This is a genomic window from Sphingomonas sp. SUN039 (genome assembly GCF_024758725.1).
Lineage (GTDB): Bacteria > Pseudomonadota > Alphaproteobacteria > Sphingomonadales > Sphingomonadaceae > Sphingomonas_O.
In genome coordinates, this window is record NZ_CP096972.1 from 1,796,188 (window position 1) to 1,811,404 (window position 15,217).

The following is a 15,217-nucleotide window of genomic DNA, read 5'->3' on the forward strand; positions in this document are numbered from 1 at the left end:
CGCGATGGCAACGATCGCGGTCTATTCACTGAAAGGCGGCGTCGGCAAGACGACGCTGGCGGTCAATCTGGCGTGGAGCGCCGCCGTCCAGTCGTCGCGGCGTACCTTGTTGTGGGACCTCGACCCGCAGGCCGCCTCAAGCTGGCTGCTCGATACCGGCACCAAGGCAAAGGACGCGGCTCAGACCGTCTTTGCCAGGGACGTCAGCCCCAAAAAGTTGATCGTCCCGACCGCCATCGAGGGCCTCGACCTGCTGCGTGCGGACACGTCGTTGCGCGGGCTCGACCAGTTCTTCTTCGAACTCGGCAAACGCAAGCGGCTGGCGCGGCTGCTCGGCGATCTCGACAAGACCTACGACCGCATCGTGCTCGACTGCCCGCCGGGTCTCACCGAGACCAGCGAACAGGTGATGCGCGCCGCCGACCTGATCCTCGTGCCCGTTATCCCCTCGCCGCTGTCGCGCCGCGCCTTGGACGAGGTCATCGCCTATCTCGCCCGCGAACACGGCAAGCACGCGCCGATCCTGCCGGTCTATTCGATGGTCGACCGTCGCCGCCTGCTCCACCGCGAGGCCATCGAGCGCGACACCGCCTGGCCCGTCATCCCCATGGCGAGCGCCGTCGAACAGATGAGTGTCCGCCGCGCACCGGTGGGGACATTCGCGGCGAACTCCCCGGCGGGCGAGGCGTTTGCACGGCTGTGGACGGGGGTCGAGCGCAAGCTGTCGCGGGTGCGCGCCAAGTGAGCGCGCCACTCCCGCCGCTCGATCCCGACCTGCTCCTTCGCGCCTATACTGTCGGCGTGTTTCCGATGGCGGACAGCCGCGATGCGCCTTCGGTTTACTGGGTCGAGCCCAAGACGCGGGCGATCCTGCCACTCGACCATTTTCATCTCTCGAAATCGCTCCGCAAGACGCTGCTCTCTGGCCGCTACGAGACCACTGCCAACCGCGATTTCGCCGGTGTCGTAAAGCTCTGCGCCGAAGCGGCGGCAAACCGACCCGACACCTGGATCAACGCCCAGATCGAGAGCGCGGTGCAGGTGCTCCACGAACATGGCCATGCCCATTCGGTCGAGACCTGGAAGGACGGGCGGCTCGTCGGCGGACTTTACGGCATTTCGCTCGGCGGGGCGTTCTTCGGCGAGTCGATGGTCAGCCGCGCGACCGACGCGTCGAAGGTCGCGCTGGCACATCTCGTCGCGCGGTTGCGGACCGGCGGGTTCTCGCTGCTCGATTGCCAGTTCATGACCGACCATCTCGCCTCGCTCGGCGCGGTCGAAGTCAGCCGGTCGGCCTATATGGCGTTGCTCGACGCCGCTGTTTCGGGGGCCGTGTCGGCGGCAGGCGCATCCTCGCCGCCCGATTTCGGCGCTCTCGACCGCCTGCCCGACGACGGATCGCCGCCTGCCGCATCGCCCGACAGCGTCACCGTGTCGGGGCCGACCTCGGCGTGGCGCATCGTGCAATCCTTGGCCCATACATCGTAAACCGGATGCTCGACGACGTTGAGCGACGGCGTTTCCTTATACAGCCAGCCTGAGAACACTTTGCGCCAGTTGTCGCCGGTGGTGTTCTTGACGATCACCTGCACGAACGCGCCGGTCAGCTTGTCGGCCTCCCAGTCGGCGGTCGATTCGCACGCCTTCAGCTTGACGACGAGGTCGCCGATGCGGACGCCCTGACCGGGTTTCAGCTTCAGGTCGCGCGACAGGCCGTTACGCTTGTTGAGGATGCCGAGCGTCGCGACGCGCTCGGCCATCGGCGTGTCGCCCTTTTGCGGCTGGACCAGTGTCTCGACCTGGGGGTTGGGTTTCGGCGCGGGATCGGCAGGCGCGGCCAGATTGCCGATCATCGGCGCGGCCACCGCCACACCGACCGCGGCAAGAACGACACCGATGACCGCCGCCCGCTTCATGTCAGACGGCGTCCGGCGTCCAGGCTTCGTAATCGCCCGTCGCGGGCGCACGCTTGCCGCCCGATTCGAGCGCGCCTGCCGGACGATAGGCCGCAGCGGTACCGGTCAGATTAGGCTTGGCCTCTTTTTCCCAGCGGCGCGGCGGCGGCAGGCTGGAGTCGGGCAGATCGTCGACCTGGTGGTGCAGCCAGCCATGCCATTCGGGCGGAACCCGGCTGGCGTCGTTCGCGCCCTTGTAGAGCACATAGCGCCGGGGAATGCCGTTCATGTCGGGCTTACCCTCGAAATAGACATTACCGGCGGCGTCGGCACCCATGCGCCGGTTCGACCGGATGCCGAGGCGATGCGTCAGCGCGGCCCCGTCCCACCAAGTAGCCCAGCCGAGAAGCGTTCCGAAAATGCCCATGCGGACGCCGCTTAGCTATTCAGCGCTTGTCCGTCCACACTACCTTGTCGTCTTCATTGATGCCGAGTTCGGCGGCGCGACCGCCCGCAATCTCGAGCACTGCCGCCACCGGTTCGCCCGATGAGACCGGGGCCAGCGAATAGGGTACTGTCTCCGCCGCAATCCGCGCAATCGTCCCGTCGGCACGGATGAAGATCATGTCGAGCGGGATAACCGTGTTCTTCATCCAGAAGCTCGCCATACGCGGCGGGTCCATCGGAAAGATCATGCCCTGATCGGGGGCAAGGTGGCTGCGGAACATCAGGCCGCGTTCCTGCTGCGCCTCGGTTCGCGCGACCTCGATATGGAAGACATGGCTTTTGGCAGCCGTCGTAATCGTCAGTGAAGCAGCCGAGGCCGATGCCGTCCTTGCCGCCGCGTCGCTGCCCGCGCCACTGCACCCCGTTACCGCGAGCACCAGCAGCACGCTCGACAAGACTATACGCATTACCCAGGCTCCACCTCGACCACCAACGGCCCCTTCTGCCCCGCCGCAATGCGGGCGCGCAAGGTCTGCTCGGGCACGACGTCGGTGAACCCGGCACGCCTTAACGTTTCCATGTGGAGAAAAATGTCTTCGCTTGCCCCCGACCTGACGACGAAGCCATAGCCCTTCAACCGGTTGAACCACTTGACCTCGACCTCTTCGGGCGGGCCTGCATGTTCCAGCAACGCTTGCGGATCGCCTCGCCCCCGCCGTTCAGCAGCACGGATGTCCGCATCGGGGCCAGTCGCGGTCGTCAGGTCGATCGACACGACTTTCGATGCCTGCCAGCCGCGTCCCGTTTCGATCGCATCGAGCACAACGCCTGCGCCATCGGGCAAAGTCCGCCGGTCGTGTTCGCGAAGGAGCGAGAAATGGACAAGTACATCGCCGATTTCGGTGACGGCAAAACCGAAGCCTCGGGTGGAGTCGAACCATTTGACCAGACCGGCACAGCGCGTTGCGCCGTCGTCGGGCATACCCGACTCCGTTTGTCCGTCCCGATCCGCTGGACCAGTCTCCATCGCGCTTCCACCCCGGCACTCGTATACGGCTCGCCACCTTTGGTAACAATATGCCGCATTTCCTAAATTTGGTCTTCGACGTCTTCGATGGGGACACTACGGACGAAATGTCCGGCAAGTTCAGCGCTATGACCGGCGCGGATCATCGCGGCGAACTGGCGGCGTGCCGTCGCGCTGTCGACCGGTTCGGTGCCGAACATGCCGATACGCCGCTTTCGGGCGTAAGTCCGGGCACTTTCATACGCCGAGTCGGCGTCAGGGCGCAGTGTTTCTGCGATATCGCGGGCAACACCCGATTTATGCAGCGCAGACGCGACGCGGCGAAACCCGTATCCGCGCCGTGCCAGCGAACGCGATTTGGTTTCGGCAAACGCGGCATCGTCGACATAACCGGCCCCGACGCACCGCGCGACGATCTCGGCAACGGGCGGGACCGTCTCGTCGGCCCAACCCCGTTCGCCGATCTTGCGGGCAAGGTAGGTGCGCAGCTTTGCCTCGGTCGTTGCATAGCGCCCGACATAGCGGATCGCGAGCGCCTGAAGCGTCGACGGATCGAGGGGGCGCGGGGGCCGGGCTGATCTGCTCTGCGGCACAGCGCCGTTTTTGTGCCACAGTCGAACCGGAATGAGAACCGTGCGTTGAGCAGTTCCAAGACAGTCGCAACCGGAGCGAAAAGATTGCCCGATACCGCCGAAGCGCCGATTCCGATCACGCGCGCCCCTACACCCAGCGACGACGGGCGTCCCCGGCGATTTGCCGATTTCGCGACGCTGAGCGATGCACTCGACTTTGCGGCCGAGGGGGCGACAGGACTTAATTTCCACGATCCGCGCGGCAATCTGGTGCGTGCATATCCCTACAGCGAGCTGCGCGACGATGCCCGTGCCATGGCGGCGCGGCTGGTCGCTTATGGTATCGCGCCGCGCGACCGGGTGGCACTGATCGCCGAAACCGGCCCCGAATTTGCGGCATTGTTCTTCGGCTGCATCTATATGGGCGCATGGCCGGTGCCGCTGCCGTTGCCGACCTCGTTCGGCGGGCGCGACGCCTTTGTCGATCAGCTTGCCGTCCAGATGAAAAGCGCCGAGCCGGTCGTGCTGTTCCATCCCGCCGAACTCGACGCGATGGCGGGCGACGCCGCCCGGGCTGCGGGAACACGCGCCATCGGCTGGGACGATTTCGCGGCGCGACCCGCTCCGACATTCGTTGCTCATAACGCGCAACCCGATGACATTGCCTATCTGCAATATTCGAGCGGATCGACGCGTTTCCCGCACGGTGTCGTCATTACCCACCATGCGCTGCTCAATAACCTCGCGGCGCATTCGCACGGGATGGAAGTCGTGCCGGGCGACCGCTGCGTGTCGTGGCTGCCTTGGTATCACGACATGGGGCTGGTCGGCTGCCTGTTGTCGCCGGTCGCGAACCAAGTGTCGGCGGATTACCTCAAGACCGAGGATTTCGCACGACGTCCGCTGGCGTGGCTCGATCTGATCAGCCGCAATCCCGGCACGACGCTCAGCTATTCGCCGACTTTCGGTTACGACATCTGCGCGCGGCGCATCTCGTCGCAGTCGCACATCGCCGACCGGCTCGACCTGTCGCGCTGGCGCGTGGCGGGCAATGGCGCCGACATGATCCGGCCTGACGTCATGCAGGCCTTCGTCGATGCATTCGCACCCGCCGGGTTCAAGGCGTCGGCGTTTCTGCCCAGCTACGGCCTTGCCGAGGCCACGCTGGCGGTGTCGATCATGCCGCCGGGCGAAGGGATCGTCGTCGAGCTGGTCGAGGAGACCGACCTGTCGGGCGTGCCCGAGGACGGAAAGCGCCCGCAACGCTACCGGGCGATCGTCAACTGCGGCAAACCCGCACGCGACATGGCCATCGAAATCCGCGAGGAGGACGGCACGCCGCTGCCGGAGCGCGCGGTCGGCAAAGTCTGGTGTGCCGGCCCCTCGATCATGCAAGGCTATTTCCGCGACGAGGTGTCGACCGTCGCCTGCATGAAGGACGGTTGGCTCGATACCGGTGACATGGGCTATCTCAGCGACGGCTATGTCTACATCGTTGGTCGCGCCAAGGACATGATCATCGTCAACGGCAAGAACCACTGGCCGCAGGACATCGAATGGGCGGTCGAGCAGCTGCCCGGGTTCAAACCCGGCGATATCGCGGCGTTTGCCATTACGACCCCCGGAGGCGAAGAGACGCCCGCCGTGCTCGTCCAGTGCCGCACCACCGACGACGAGGAACGCACCCGGCTGCGCGATGCGATCCGTGAAAAGGTGCGCGGGATTACCGGCATGAACTGCGTGGTCGAACTTGTGCCGCCGCGCACCCTGCCCCGCACGAGTTCGGGCAAGCTGAGCCGAGCAAAGGCGCGCAATCTTTACCTGTCCGGCGAGATTCAGCCTTACGCACTGGCGGCCTGACCAAAGGATATTAGGCGTCCGCTCGGTTACCGAACGCTAATAGGTTGTCCCTATGACGGTGGGGTGAAAAAGAAATCGCCTCCGCTGACCGAATCGGTAGCACCGGTTATCGACTGGGCAACCGTCCTGGGGTTCAAAGAGCCGAGCGGCTTCGACTGGGGACGGGTGCGGGGTGCCCAGCTGGACGTGGTGCATCAACTTGCCACGGCCCGCATGGTTGTCGCGCTAGCCGCAATTGCGACGATCGTCGTCGCCGTGATGGGCCATGCCCCCACGGCGTATATCTATGGCTGGGCCTTGGGCTTCGGCACATTGGTCGCCATGGCGGGCTATCCCAAATTACGTCACCGCGGGTTTACCGTCCAGACCGCAACCCGGGCCGAGCTCCAGTATGAAACCATCTGGTCCACCCTGATGGGACTGGGATGGAGCGCGGCATTCGTCCTGTTCGCCCCGCACGCCAGTGCACCGCAGTTGCTGGTCCTGTGGGCGGTAATGACGGCAATCATGGCCGGGTGCGCTTTTGCGCTGTCGGCAGTACCGCTCGCAACCTCGATTTTCCTGCTGATCGTCGGCAGTTCGGTCGCCTTTGCCATGTGGCAACTCGACCTGAAACTGGTCAGCGGCATCGCGGCCCTGTTTACCGGCGGATTCGTCGGCGCTTGCCTGCATGCAGGGCGCACCTTCGTCCTCCACGAATCCGCCGAGCTGTCGCTTGCCGAAAAGAACGAAGTGGTGAGCCTGTTGTTGCGCGAATTCGACGACTCGGGCGGCGACTGGATGTGGCAGACCGACGCGGCAAAATGCCTGACGCACGTCAGTCCGCGCTTTGCCTATGCTCTCGGGGTCGAGAGCGACGTACTCGAATCCAAGCCGCTGCTCCAGATTCTGGCAGGGGAAACCTGGGAGGCGGGCAATTTCTCCGCCGGCCTGCGCGAGCTTGCCGAAAAACTGAAGCGGCGTGAAAGCTTTTCCGACCTGATCCTTCCCGTCACCATCGGCGGTGAATCGCATTTCTGGGAAATGTCGGCCTCGCCGCGCTATGACGAACGCGGATCGTTCCTCGGCTTTCGCGGCGTCGGGTCCGACGTTACCGCCCAGCGGCGCTCGGCGGACAAGATCAACCACATGGCGCGTTTCGACACGCTCACCGGCCTGCCCAACCGCCTGCAAGTCACCGAGGCGCTGGGCGAAGCCATGGCCGAAACCGAACGCTGGCGCACGCGCTGTGCATTCATGATGATCGATCTCGACCGGTTCAAGGCGGTCAACGATACGCTCGGTCATCCCATCGGCGACCGGCTGCTCACGCGGGTTGCCGAACGGTTGCAGAGCCTGATGGACGACAAGAACATGTGCGGGCGGCTGGGCGGCGACGAGTTCGGCGTGGTCGTGCGCGACGTCGCCGATTCGGCCAAGCTGACGCGGCTCGCCCGCAATATCATCGAAACATTGTCGAAGCCCTATGAGGTCGACCAGCACACGCTGTACATCGGCGCCTCGGTCGGCACGGCCATCGGCCCGCGCGACGGGCGGTCGGTCGAAATGCTGATCCGTTCGGCAGACCTCGCGCTCTACCGCTCGAAGGACGAGGGCGGCGGCGCGCATAATCCCTATGAGCCGCAGCTCCATGCCCATGCCGAGGAACGCCGCGTTCTCGAGATCGCGCTGCGCCAGGCCCTCGAAAAGAGCCAGTTCCACATCCACTACCAGCCCGTCGTCAGTGCCGATGGCGGTGTGATCGAAGGGTTCGAGGCGCTGCTGCGCTGGCAGCATCCCGAACTCGGCAATGTCAGCCCGGCGCGGTTCGTGCCGGTCGCCGAGGAAGCGCGGCTGATCGCGCCGATCGGTGAATGGGTGCTACGCTCCGCCTGCGAAGAGGCGATGCGCTGGCCCGATACGGTGCGGGTCGCGGTCAATGTTTCTGCCGAGCAGCTGACCGACCCCAACTTCGTGACGTCGGTGGTATCGTCGCTTGCCCACAGCCGCCTGCCCGCGCACCGCCTCGAACTCGAGGTCACCGAAAGCGTATTCATGCGCGAAGGAACGGGTGCCATTGCCGTGCTCGAACAGCTGCTGAAACTCGGTATCCGCCTCGCGCTCGACGATTTCGGCACGGGCTATTCGTCGCTCGGCTATCTGTCGAAGACGAAATTTTCGACGATCAAGGTCGATCGCAGCTTCGTCCAGGGGGCTGCCAAGAACGTCCCCGAGGCGCTGGCGATCATCCGCGCCGTCGTTGCGATGGCCGACAGCCTCGGCATGAGCACCACGGCCGAAGGGGTCGAGACCGACGCAGAATACCAGCTCGTCCGGCGCCTCGGGTGCCGCAAGGTTCAGGGGTATCTGTTCGGCCGCCCGATGGCGCCCGCCGACGCCCGCGCCTTGTTCGAAACCGCAAAACGCCAAGTCGCCTGAAAACAGGACCGAGGGCGCCATTGCGCGCCGTGCTGCTCGACGTTATGGGCACGGTCACGGCTGCAGGGGTGTAGCTCAGCTGGTTAGAGCGTCGGTCTCCAAAACCGAAGGCCCTCGGTTCGAGTCCGAGCTCCCCTGCCAAGCCGAAGGCGGCCGCGAATAGCGACGCTATTCGCGGACTCGCCGAACGGCCGGACGGCGCGCAGCGACCGACGACACGGGCTTTGCCCATGGCCCTACCCCCGCTACCGTGATCCAAATTTCGGAGCACCCCCGCCACATGATTCGCGCCGCCGCGCTCACCCTTCCGCTGATCGCCCTTTCCACCGCCGCCCTGTCCGGCGAAAAGCCGCTCTATGCCGCTGCCCCGGCCTGGATCGTCCCCGCCCCGCCGCTCGACCCGGCAAAGCTTGGCAGCGACGCCCCAGTCAACCTGGTTCTCGATGTGCAGCAACGTCTGGAAAGCGGGCAGGTGTGGACCTACCGTGAGACGGTCGAGCGCGCCGCCTCGACGCAGGTGCTCGGACGGATCGGCACGATTTCGATTCCCTGGCAGCCGCAGCACGGCGACCTCATCGTCCACAAGGTCGAAATCGTTCGAGGCAGCGAGCATATCGACCTGATCAAGGGCGGCACCCCGTTCACCGTGCTCCGCCGCGAGCAGCAGCTCAACCAGCGCATCCTCGACGGCGTGCTGACCGCGACAATGCCGGTCGAAGGATTGCGGGTCGGTGACCTGCTGCGGATCGTGGTCTCGACCACGCTCAAGGACGCGACGCTCAAGGGCCGCGTACAGAGCGCCGCGCCGCTCGTCTTCCTGCCTGCACGGACGACCTACGCCCGTGCACGGCTGATGTGGCCGAAGGACACCGATATCCGCTGGCAGGCAGGCGACGGCGTCGCGCGGACGCCGGTCGAGGCGGGAGGTTTCAAGACGCTCGAAATCACCGGCCCCCTGCCCAAGCTGCCCGAAATCCCTAATGACGCGCCGCTGCGTTTTCGCCCGATTCCGCTGGTCGAAGCGTCGAGCTTCACCGGCTGGGCCGATGTCGCCACCGTCATGGCCCCGCTGTACAAGACCGACGGCCTGATCGCGCCGGGCAGCCCGCTCGACGGCGAAGTGGCAAAGATCGCTGCCGCCGAAAGCGACCCGCTGCGCCGTACCGCTGCGACGCTGCGGCTGGTGCAGGACAAGCTGCGCTACCAGCTCGTGGCGCTCGGCGCAGGCAATTATGTGCCGCAATCCCCGGCGGAAAGCTGGTCGCTGCGATACGGCGACTGCAAGGCCAAGACGCTGATGCTGCTCGCCATCCTGCACAGGCTGGGGATCGAGGCCGAGCCGGTGATGGCCAGCCTGTCGGCAGGCGATGTCGTCGCGAAGCGTCTGCCTGCCGCCGCCGCCTTCGACCATGTGCTGGTCAAGGCGACGGTGGGTGGCGAGACGCTGTGGCTCGACGGCACCGGCGCGGGCAGCCGGTTCGAGGATATCCGCGACACCCCGCCGCTCGGCTGGGTGCTGCCGGTCCGTGCGACTGGGTCCGACCTGCTCAAAGTGGTGACCCGCGCGCCCGCGCGTCCCGGGTTCGAGGTCGCGCTCGACCTCGACCAGCGCGCCGGATTTCGCATGCCTGCGCCTTTCACCATCGGCATCACCGTACGCGGCGGCTTTGGCGAGGCGATCCGCATGATGTCGGCGCAGGCCGACAAGGACCAGCTCGACGAGCTCGTTTCGCGCACCGTCAGTCCGTTCGTGGCGAGCCCTGTGATTGCCAATTACAGCTTCAAGTTCGACGAAACCGCCGGGACCGCCCAGATCGAGGCGGCGGGTCTGAGCTACACCGGTTGGGATCGCGACAACGAGCGCTGGAAGCTTTCGCTCGACAAGGTGCTGTCGGCCAATAACTTCTCGCCCGACCGCACCCGACCGGCGTGGCGCGACATTCCGGTGGCGACCGGACGGCCGGGCAGCACGACGGTCACAACGCGCCTGACCTTGCCCGACGGCGGCAGCGGCTATGCGCTGGAAGGCAAAGGTCCGCTCGACGAGGCGATCGTCGGGGGCAAGGTTGTCCGCACCTCGGTGCTGGCGGGCGGCGTCTGGACCGTCGTGACGCGCGCCCAGGGCTCGGGTACCGAAATCCCGGCGAGCGCCATCCCCGCCGAGCGCCGCCGCCTCGCCGATCTGAAAGCGCAGCAGCTCCGCATCGTCGCTCCCGAACCCGCGCCCGCCTATTGGCAGCAGGCCGAAGAGGCCAAGCGCCGCAAGCTGACCGCGCCGATGCTCGCGGTGCTTACCAAACGGATTGCCGACAAGCCCGACAAGGCCGACCGTTATGCCGCGCGCGCGTGGTTCAACGCCAGCATCTTCGACCGCACTGCCGCCATCGCCGACCTGACCCGCGCCATCGAGATCGAGCCGAGCGCCGATCTCCATTTGCGTCGGTCCGCGCTCTATTACGCGCTGTCGGACACAAAAAAGGCGCTGGCCGATGCGACCGCGGCGCGCGACCTCGATCCCGAATCGGTCGAGGCGATCACGCGCGTGGCGACCGCGCAAGCGGAGGGCGGCGACCGTGCGGGCGCGCTGGCATTGCTGGAGGACCGCATCGATGTGGGCGGCGACAACAAGCCCGCATTGCTCGGCGCAAAGGCGCAGATGCTCGCTGACGGCGGCGACCGCGAGGGCGCCTTTGCGACCGTCGATGCCGCGCTGGTGCAGTTTCCCGGCAACACATCGTTGCTCAACACCCGCTGCTGGATGAAGGGGCTGTTCAACACCGCGCTCGACACCGCTCTGAAGGACTGCACCAAGGCCATCGAACTCAGCGACGCCAATGTCGCCGCACTCGACAGCCGGGCGCTCGCCTATTTCCGCCTCGGTCGCACCGAGGACGCGCTGACCGACCTCGAGGCGGTGCTGAAACAATCCCCCGACAAGGCAGAGAGCCTCTACCTGCGCGGCCTGATCCGCCAGCGCAGCGGTAATGCGGCAGGTGCGGCACTCGACCTGAAGGGCGCAAAAATCATCTGGCCGCGGGTGGCAGAACCCTATGCGAAATACGGCGTGGGTTCTTAGGCGAACCCCGGGTTTTCGACGTTAATCGCGCGATAACCACCCTGTTTGTTTTTTGCACATAGTCGCGCTTCCGTGTTACATTCGTGCAAACTTTCGGGGGAGGGCGTCATGCGGAGCCAACCGAGTCGTTTGGGCATCATTATCCTGACCCTGTGTGCGCTTGCGGGTTGTGCCCAGCGCTGGGCAGGGCCGCCGTTGCCGAATTCGGCACCGCAAGGGTGGAGCGCGAAACAGCAGATCGCCTGGTATCGCGGATCGCAGGGATCACGACTGATTCCGCAGGCATGGCTGGCCGCGTTGGAGGACGCCAATTCGACGACAATGTTCATGGACCCGGCCAATTTCGCGCGATTCAACTATCTGCCGCCCGCGCCCGGCGAGACGGCGACCTTGCCCATCGGCTTTGCCCGCGACGCGCAATCCGACAAGGGGCTGCCCGTCACCGGTCTGCGCTGGTTCAAGGGTCAGGGCCAGCGCGAACCCTGGGTCGGCCTGAACTGCGCTGCCTGCCACACCGCCGAAATCAGCCATGGCGGCACGACCGTCCGCGTCGACGGCGCGCCGACGCTTGCCGATTTTCAAGGGTTTACCGGCGCGCTGCGGCTGGCGATGCACGCCACCGTTGCCGATCCGGCAAAATGGGCACGCTTCGAGGGGCGGGTCGTCGCTCCGCGCCGCAGCAGCGAGCGCAGCGACACGCGCATCGACGGCGACCGTGCGATGCTCAAGGGTGCCTTCGCCGCACTGCTCGCGCACCTCGACGAGCTTGCCCTCTATAACGCGACCGACAGCGTCTATGGCTACGGTCGCCTCGATGCGGTCGGACATATCCTGAACAAGGTCGCCTATCTCAACGCCGACCCCATGCCGATCCGCGGCGAACCGAACGCCCCGGTCAGCTATCCCTTCATCTGGAACGCCGGTCAGCACGATTACGTCCAGTGGAACGGGCTGGTGCCGAACAATTTCGACCTTGCAGGGATCAAGCTGCCCGCCATCGGCCCGCTCGTCCGCAACACCAGCGAAGTCGTCGGCGTGTTTGCCGATATGAAAACCAGGGAGAAGGTCGGACTCGGGGGCTATCGGTCGAGCGTTGCGATCAACAATCTGCACGCGCTCGAACGCCAGCTGGGCGGCCTGATGTCCCCGGCCTGGCCGGCCGCGTTCGGCGCGCTGGATCAGGTGGACGTCGATGCGGGCAAGCGGCTGTTCGCCGGTTTCGGCTGCGTGTCGTGCCACGAGCCGCTCGAACGCGGCGACCAAAAGACGCCGATAGTCGCACGAATGTCGCCGATCTGGGGTGCGAATGGCGTCGGCACCGACCCGTGGATGGTGTGCAACACCTTCACCTATCAGGCAAAAGGGGGGTTGCTGACCGGCACCAAGAGCACGATTTTCAGCGGCCCGCCCTTGCCCGGTCTCGGCCCGACGGCGGGGTATCTGAAAACACAGGCTGTCGGCGTCCTGCTTGCCAACAAGGAAAAGGTCATCTGGATCCTCGCCAAAGATGCGCTAGGCATCGGCAGCGAGATTTTCGTCGAGGAGGCCGGCGTCGAGAAGCAGCGACCGGGCAATCAGATCGACGCAGCCATACGTCTGCAGGCCTGCAAGGACGCGACCGCCGCCGCTGCCTCGGATCCGCCCGAAAGCCAGAACCGCCGAACGCTCGCGTACAAGGCGCGACCGCTCAACGGCATCTGGGCCACCGCGCCCTATCTCCACAACGGGTCGGTAAAGTCGCTTTACGAACTGCTGTTGCCGCCCGCGCAGCGCGACCGCGAATTCTGGGTGGGCAACCGCGAGTTCGATGTGGTGAACGTCGGGTTCCTCGATGCGCCGGGGCCGCGCGTGTCGCTGTTCCGCGCGAACACCGGCAACGGCAACTCGAACGCAGGCCATGATTACGGCAATGCGCGGATGACCGAGACGGAGCGCCGCCAGCTCGTCGCTTATATGAAGTCGCTGTGAAGCGCCCCGCCCCCGGTCGGCGGGGCATGGCCGCCGCCGCGTTCCGCAAGGGACTGACTGCTCTCGACACGCCGCGCGCCCCACCGCCCTACGAGACCGGGGTTCGCGCCGCCGCCGTGCCCGCCGCCGACCTGCTCGCGCTCGGGCGGATGGTCGAAACCAATGGCGGCAGCGCGCTCGAGGATGTCGCGGGCTTCGACGCTTTTCGCGCGCGCAATCGCGGCCTTTTCCCGCTGGCCGCACTGCCGACGGTGGCGGGCGCGGGAGCCAATGCGGGCAGCGACGGCTTCGCCCTCGAAAACGTCATCGGGCGCGACAACCTCGTCCCCGTGCCCGACACCACCGCGCTGCCGTGGCGCAGCATCGCGCTGCTCTCGATCACCTATGAGGACGGCAATCGGGCGACCGGCACCGCGTGGTTCGCGGGCGAACGGACGCTCGGCACCGCAGGGCATAACATCCGCCATCCCCGTTTCGGCAAGGCAACCGAGATCATGGTGTCGCCTGCGTACGATGGCAGCACCGCCCCCTTCGGTACCTTCCGCGCGACGCAGACCTGGGCCGATCCACGCTGGCTGGCGGGCGACACCGACCCTGTGCTCGATTTCGGCGCGCTCGGAATCGACGACGCGACCGTGGGCCAGCGGCTCGGCTGGTTCGGCGTTGCAGCGTACGACAACCGTCAGCTTTCGAATATGCTGCTCAACGTCAGCGGCTACCCGACCGACCGCCAGCCGCGCACCCAGCATTTCAACGGCGGCCGCCTCGACGATATGGATGCCGCTTTCCTGCGCTACACCTTCGACACCGTCGGCGGGATGAGCGGCGCGCCGATCTTCGCACGCTTCGACACCCAGCGTGTTGTTGTCGGCATCCACACCTCGGGCAATGACCGCGCCAACCGCGCGCGGCGCGTCGATGCCGATATTTTTGCGGCGCTCCAGCGCTTCGCCGCGCTCGGCTGACCCGCGCACGGGCGGGATGCGCCCGCCTTGCCATCCCCCTTCCCCGTCGCTATGTCAGCGGCTTCGCGACATCGGCGAGCCTCTCTTTTCCGCAGCAGCGGGGCCGGGCGGCTGTCCGGAAGCGTATGATAAGGAAACGACGCAGTGGCACGCACATCTCCCGGTGAATTCGTCCGCCAGGTTCAGGCCGAAACCAAAAAGGTCGTGTGGCCGACGGGACGCGAGACGATGCAGACGACCCTGATGGTCGTGCTGATGGCTGTGCTCCTCGCCGTATTCTTCTTCGCGCTCGACAGCGCGTTCAGCGGGATCGTCCAGTTCCTGCTGGGCTTTGTCGCCAAATAACAAACAGATCACAGGGACTTTCCATGTCGCGTTGGTACATCATTCACGCCTATTCGGGGTTCGAGAACAAGGTCCGCGAGGCCATTTTGGCGGACGCGACGCGGCTGGGGCTCGAGCCGTTCGTCGAATCGGTCGAAGTGCCGACCGAGACGGTGACCGAAGTTCGTCGCGGCAAGAAGGTGCAGTCCGAACGCAAGTTCTTCCCGGGCTATGTGCTGGCCAAGCTGAGCATGACCGACGACGTCTATCACCTGATCAAGAACCAGCCGAAGGTCACCGGCTTCCTCGGCAGCAGCGGCAAGCCGCAGGCGATCAGCGAGGCCGAAGCCGCGCGCATCCTCAACACCAAGGAAGAAGCCGCTGCCGCGCCCAAGCAGAAGATCAAGGTCGATTACGAGATCGGCGATTCGGTCAAGGTGCTCGAAGGGCCGTTCGCGAGCTTCAACGGCATCGTCGAGGAACTCGATTTCGACCGCAGCCGCGTCAAGGTGTCGGTGTCGATCTTCGGTCGCGCGACGCCAGTCGAACTCGAGTTCGAGCAGGTCGAGCGATCGAAGTGATTGGCGGCAGCTAATCGCATCTGAGCGCTCGACCGGACGGCGGGCGAGGCAGCGGCGGAGCCGCGACATCGACCCGACCGACGA

The 15,217-nt window shown here is 65.7% G+C and carries 13 protein-coding genes, 1 tRNA gene and 1 pseudogene; 10 read left to right on the forward strand and 5 right to left on the reverse strand.

What is annotated here, in order from left to right:
* Positions 1 to 4: 4 nt before the first annotated feature.
* Together M0209_RS08825 and aat are read left to right on the forward strand one after the other, a co-directional pair.
* A complete protein-coding gene (locus M0209_RS08825; RefSeq protein ID WP_258887907.1) occupies positions 5 to 745 on the forward strand; it encodes a ParA family protein in 741 nt (246 codons plus the stop codon).
* Positions 742 to 1,488 (forward strand): leucyl/phenylalanyl-tRNA--protein transferase, encoded by a 747-nt coding sequence (gene aat / locus M0209_RS08830; RefSeq protein WP_258887908.1) that lies wholly within the window; start codon positions 742 to 744, stop codon positions 1,486 to 1,488. Before M0209_RS08825 ends, aat begins: the two co-directional genes overlap by 4 nt.
* A gap of 35 nt (positions 1,489 to 1,523) precedes the next feature.
* On the opposite strand, the pseudogene M0209_RS17375 reads toward aat, so the two are convergent.
* From M0209_RS17375 to M0209_RS08855, 5 genes and pseudogenes are all read right to left on the reverse strand, one after another.
* Positions 1,524 to 1,916, reverse strand: a pseudogene (locus M0209_RS17375) (DUF2155 domain-containing protein); the annotation flags it as partial.
* Between the two features lies 1 nt (position 1,917).
* Complete coding sequence (locus M0209_RS08840; RefSeq protein ID WP_258887909.1) at positions 1,918 to 2,322, reverse strand: NADH:ubiquinone oxidoreductase subunit NDUFA12; 405 nt, start codon at positions 2,320 to 2,322, stop codon at positions 1,918 to 1,920.
* A 19-nt stretch (positions 2,323 to 2,341) separates the two neighbouring features.
* A complete protein-coding gene (locus tag M0209_RS08845) occupies positions 2,342 to 2,809 on the reverse strand; it encodes a DUF192 domain-containing protein (protein ID WP_258887910.1) in 468 nt (155 codons plus the stop codon).
* Complete coding sequence (locus M0209_RS08850) at positions 2,809 to 3,324, reverse strand: cold-shock protein (RefSeq protein ID WP_258887911.1); 516 nt, start codon at positions 3,322 to 3,324, stop codon at positions 2,809 to 2,811. The genes M0209_RS08845 and M0209_RS08850 overlap by 1 nt, the downstream gene beginning before the upstream one ends.
* Positions 3,325 to 3,431: 107 nt before the next feature.
* A complete protein-coding gene (locus M0209_RS08855; RefSeq protein ID WP_258887912.1) occupies positions 3,432 to 3,962 on the reverse strand; it encodes a regulatory protein RecX in 531 nt (176 codons plus the stop codon).
* 84 nt (positions 3,963 to 4,046) lie between these two features.
* On the opposite strand from M0209_RS08855, the gene M0209_RS08860 reads away from it, so the two are divergent.
* The 8 genes from M0209_RS08860 (at position 4,047) to nusG (ending at position 15,133) form a co-directional block, all read left to right on the forward strand.
* The gene (locus M0209_RS08860; RefSeq protein WP_258887913.1) at positions 4,047 to 5,801 is read left to right on the forward strand and encodes a fatty acyl-AMP ligase; all 1,755 of its coding nucleotides are present in this window, start codon (positions 4,047 to 4,049) and stop codon (positions 5,799 to 5,801) included.
* Positions 5,802 to 5,864: 63 nt separating this feature from the next.
* Positions 5,865 to 8,219 (forward strand): bifunctional diguanylate cyclase/phosphodiesterase, encoded by a 2,355-nt coding sequence (locus M0209_RS08865; RefSeq protein ID WP_258887914.1) that lies wholly within the window; start codon positions 5,865 to 5,867, stop codon positions 8,217 to 8,219.
* 64 nt (positions 8,220 to 8,283) lie between these two features.
* Positions 8,284 to 8,360, forward strand: a tRNA-Trp gene (locus M0209_RS08870).
* A 139-nt stretch (positions 8,361 to 8,499) separates the two neighbouring features.
* The gene (locus M0209_RS08875; RefSeq protein ID WP_258887915.1) at positions 8,500 to 11,295 is read left to right on the forward strand and encodes a DUF3857 domain-containing protein; all 2,796 of its coding nucleotides are present in this window, start codon (positions 8,500 to 8,502) and stop codon (positions 11,293 to 11,295) included.
* 108 nt (positions 11,296 to 11,403) lie between these two features.
* Positions 11,404 to 13,263 (forward strand): di-heme-cytochrome C peroxidase, encoded by a 1,860-nt coding sequence (locus M0209_RS08880; RefSeq protein WP_258887916.1) that lies wholly within the window; start codon positions 11,404 to 11,406, stop codon positions 13,261 to 13,263.
* Positions 13,260 to 14,228 carry a serine protease gene (locus M0209_RS08885; protein ID WP_258887917.1) on the forward strand — a complete coding sequence of 323 codons (969 nt, stop codon included), beginning with the start codon at positions 13,260 to 13,262 and terminating at the stop codon, positions 14,226 to 14,228. The genes M0209_RS08880 and M0209_RS08885 overlap by 4 nt, the downstream gene beginning before the upstream one ends.
* Before the next feature lie 144 nt (positions 14,229 to 14,372).
* A complete protein-coding gene (gene secE, locus M0209_RS08890) occupies positions 14,373 to 14,573 on the forward strand; it encodes a preprotein translocase subunit SecE (protein WP_258887918.1) in 201 nt (66 codons plus the stop codon).
* A gap of 23 nt (positions 14,574 to 14,596) precedes the next feature.
* On the forward strand, positions 14,597 to 15,133 hold the full coding sequence (gene nusG, locus M0209_RS08895) for a transcription termination/antitermination protein NusG (protein WP_258887919.1): 537 nt from the start codon (positions 14,597 to 14,599) through the stop codon (positions 15,131 to 15,133).
* The last annotated feature ends 84 nt before the right edge of the window (positions 15,134 to 15,217 follow it).

Bases quoted from the DNA above. Each gene is read 5' to 3' on its own strand.
- M0209_RS08825 (WP_258887907.1), top strand. From the start codon at position 5: ATGGCAACGATCGCGGTCTATTCACTGAAAGGCGGCGTCGGCAAGACG.
- M0209_RS08840 (WP_258887909.1), bottom strand. From the start codon at position 2,322: ATGGGCATTTTCGGAACGCTTCTCGGCTGGGCTACTTGGTGGGACGGG.
- M0209_RS08845 (WP_258887910.1), bottom strand. From the start codon at position 2,809: ATGCGTATAGTCTTGTCGAGCGTGCTGCTGGTGCTCGCGGTAACGGGG.
- M0209_RS08850 (WP_258887911.1), bottom strand. From the start codon at position 3,324: ATGCCCGACGACGGCGCAACGCGCTGTGCCGGTCTGGTCAAATGGTTC.
- M0209_RS08875 (WP_258887915.1), top strand. From the start codon at position 8,500: ATGATTCGCGCCGCCGCGCTCACCCTTCCGCTGATCGCCCTTTCCACC.
- M0209_RS08880 (WP_258887916.1), top strand. From the start codon at position 11,404: ATGCGGAGCCAACCGAGTCGTTTGGGCATCATTATCCTGACCCTGTGT.
- nusG (WP_258887919.1), top strand. From the start codon at position 14,597: ATGTCGCGTTGGTACATCATTCACGCCTATTCGGGGTTCGAGAACAAG.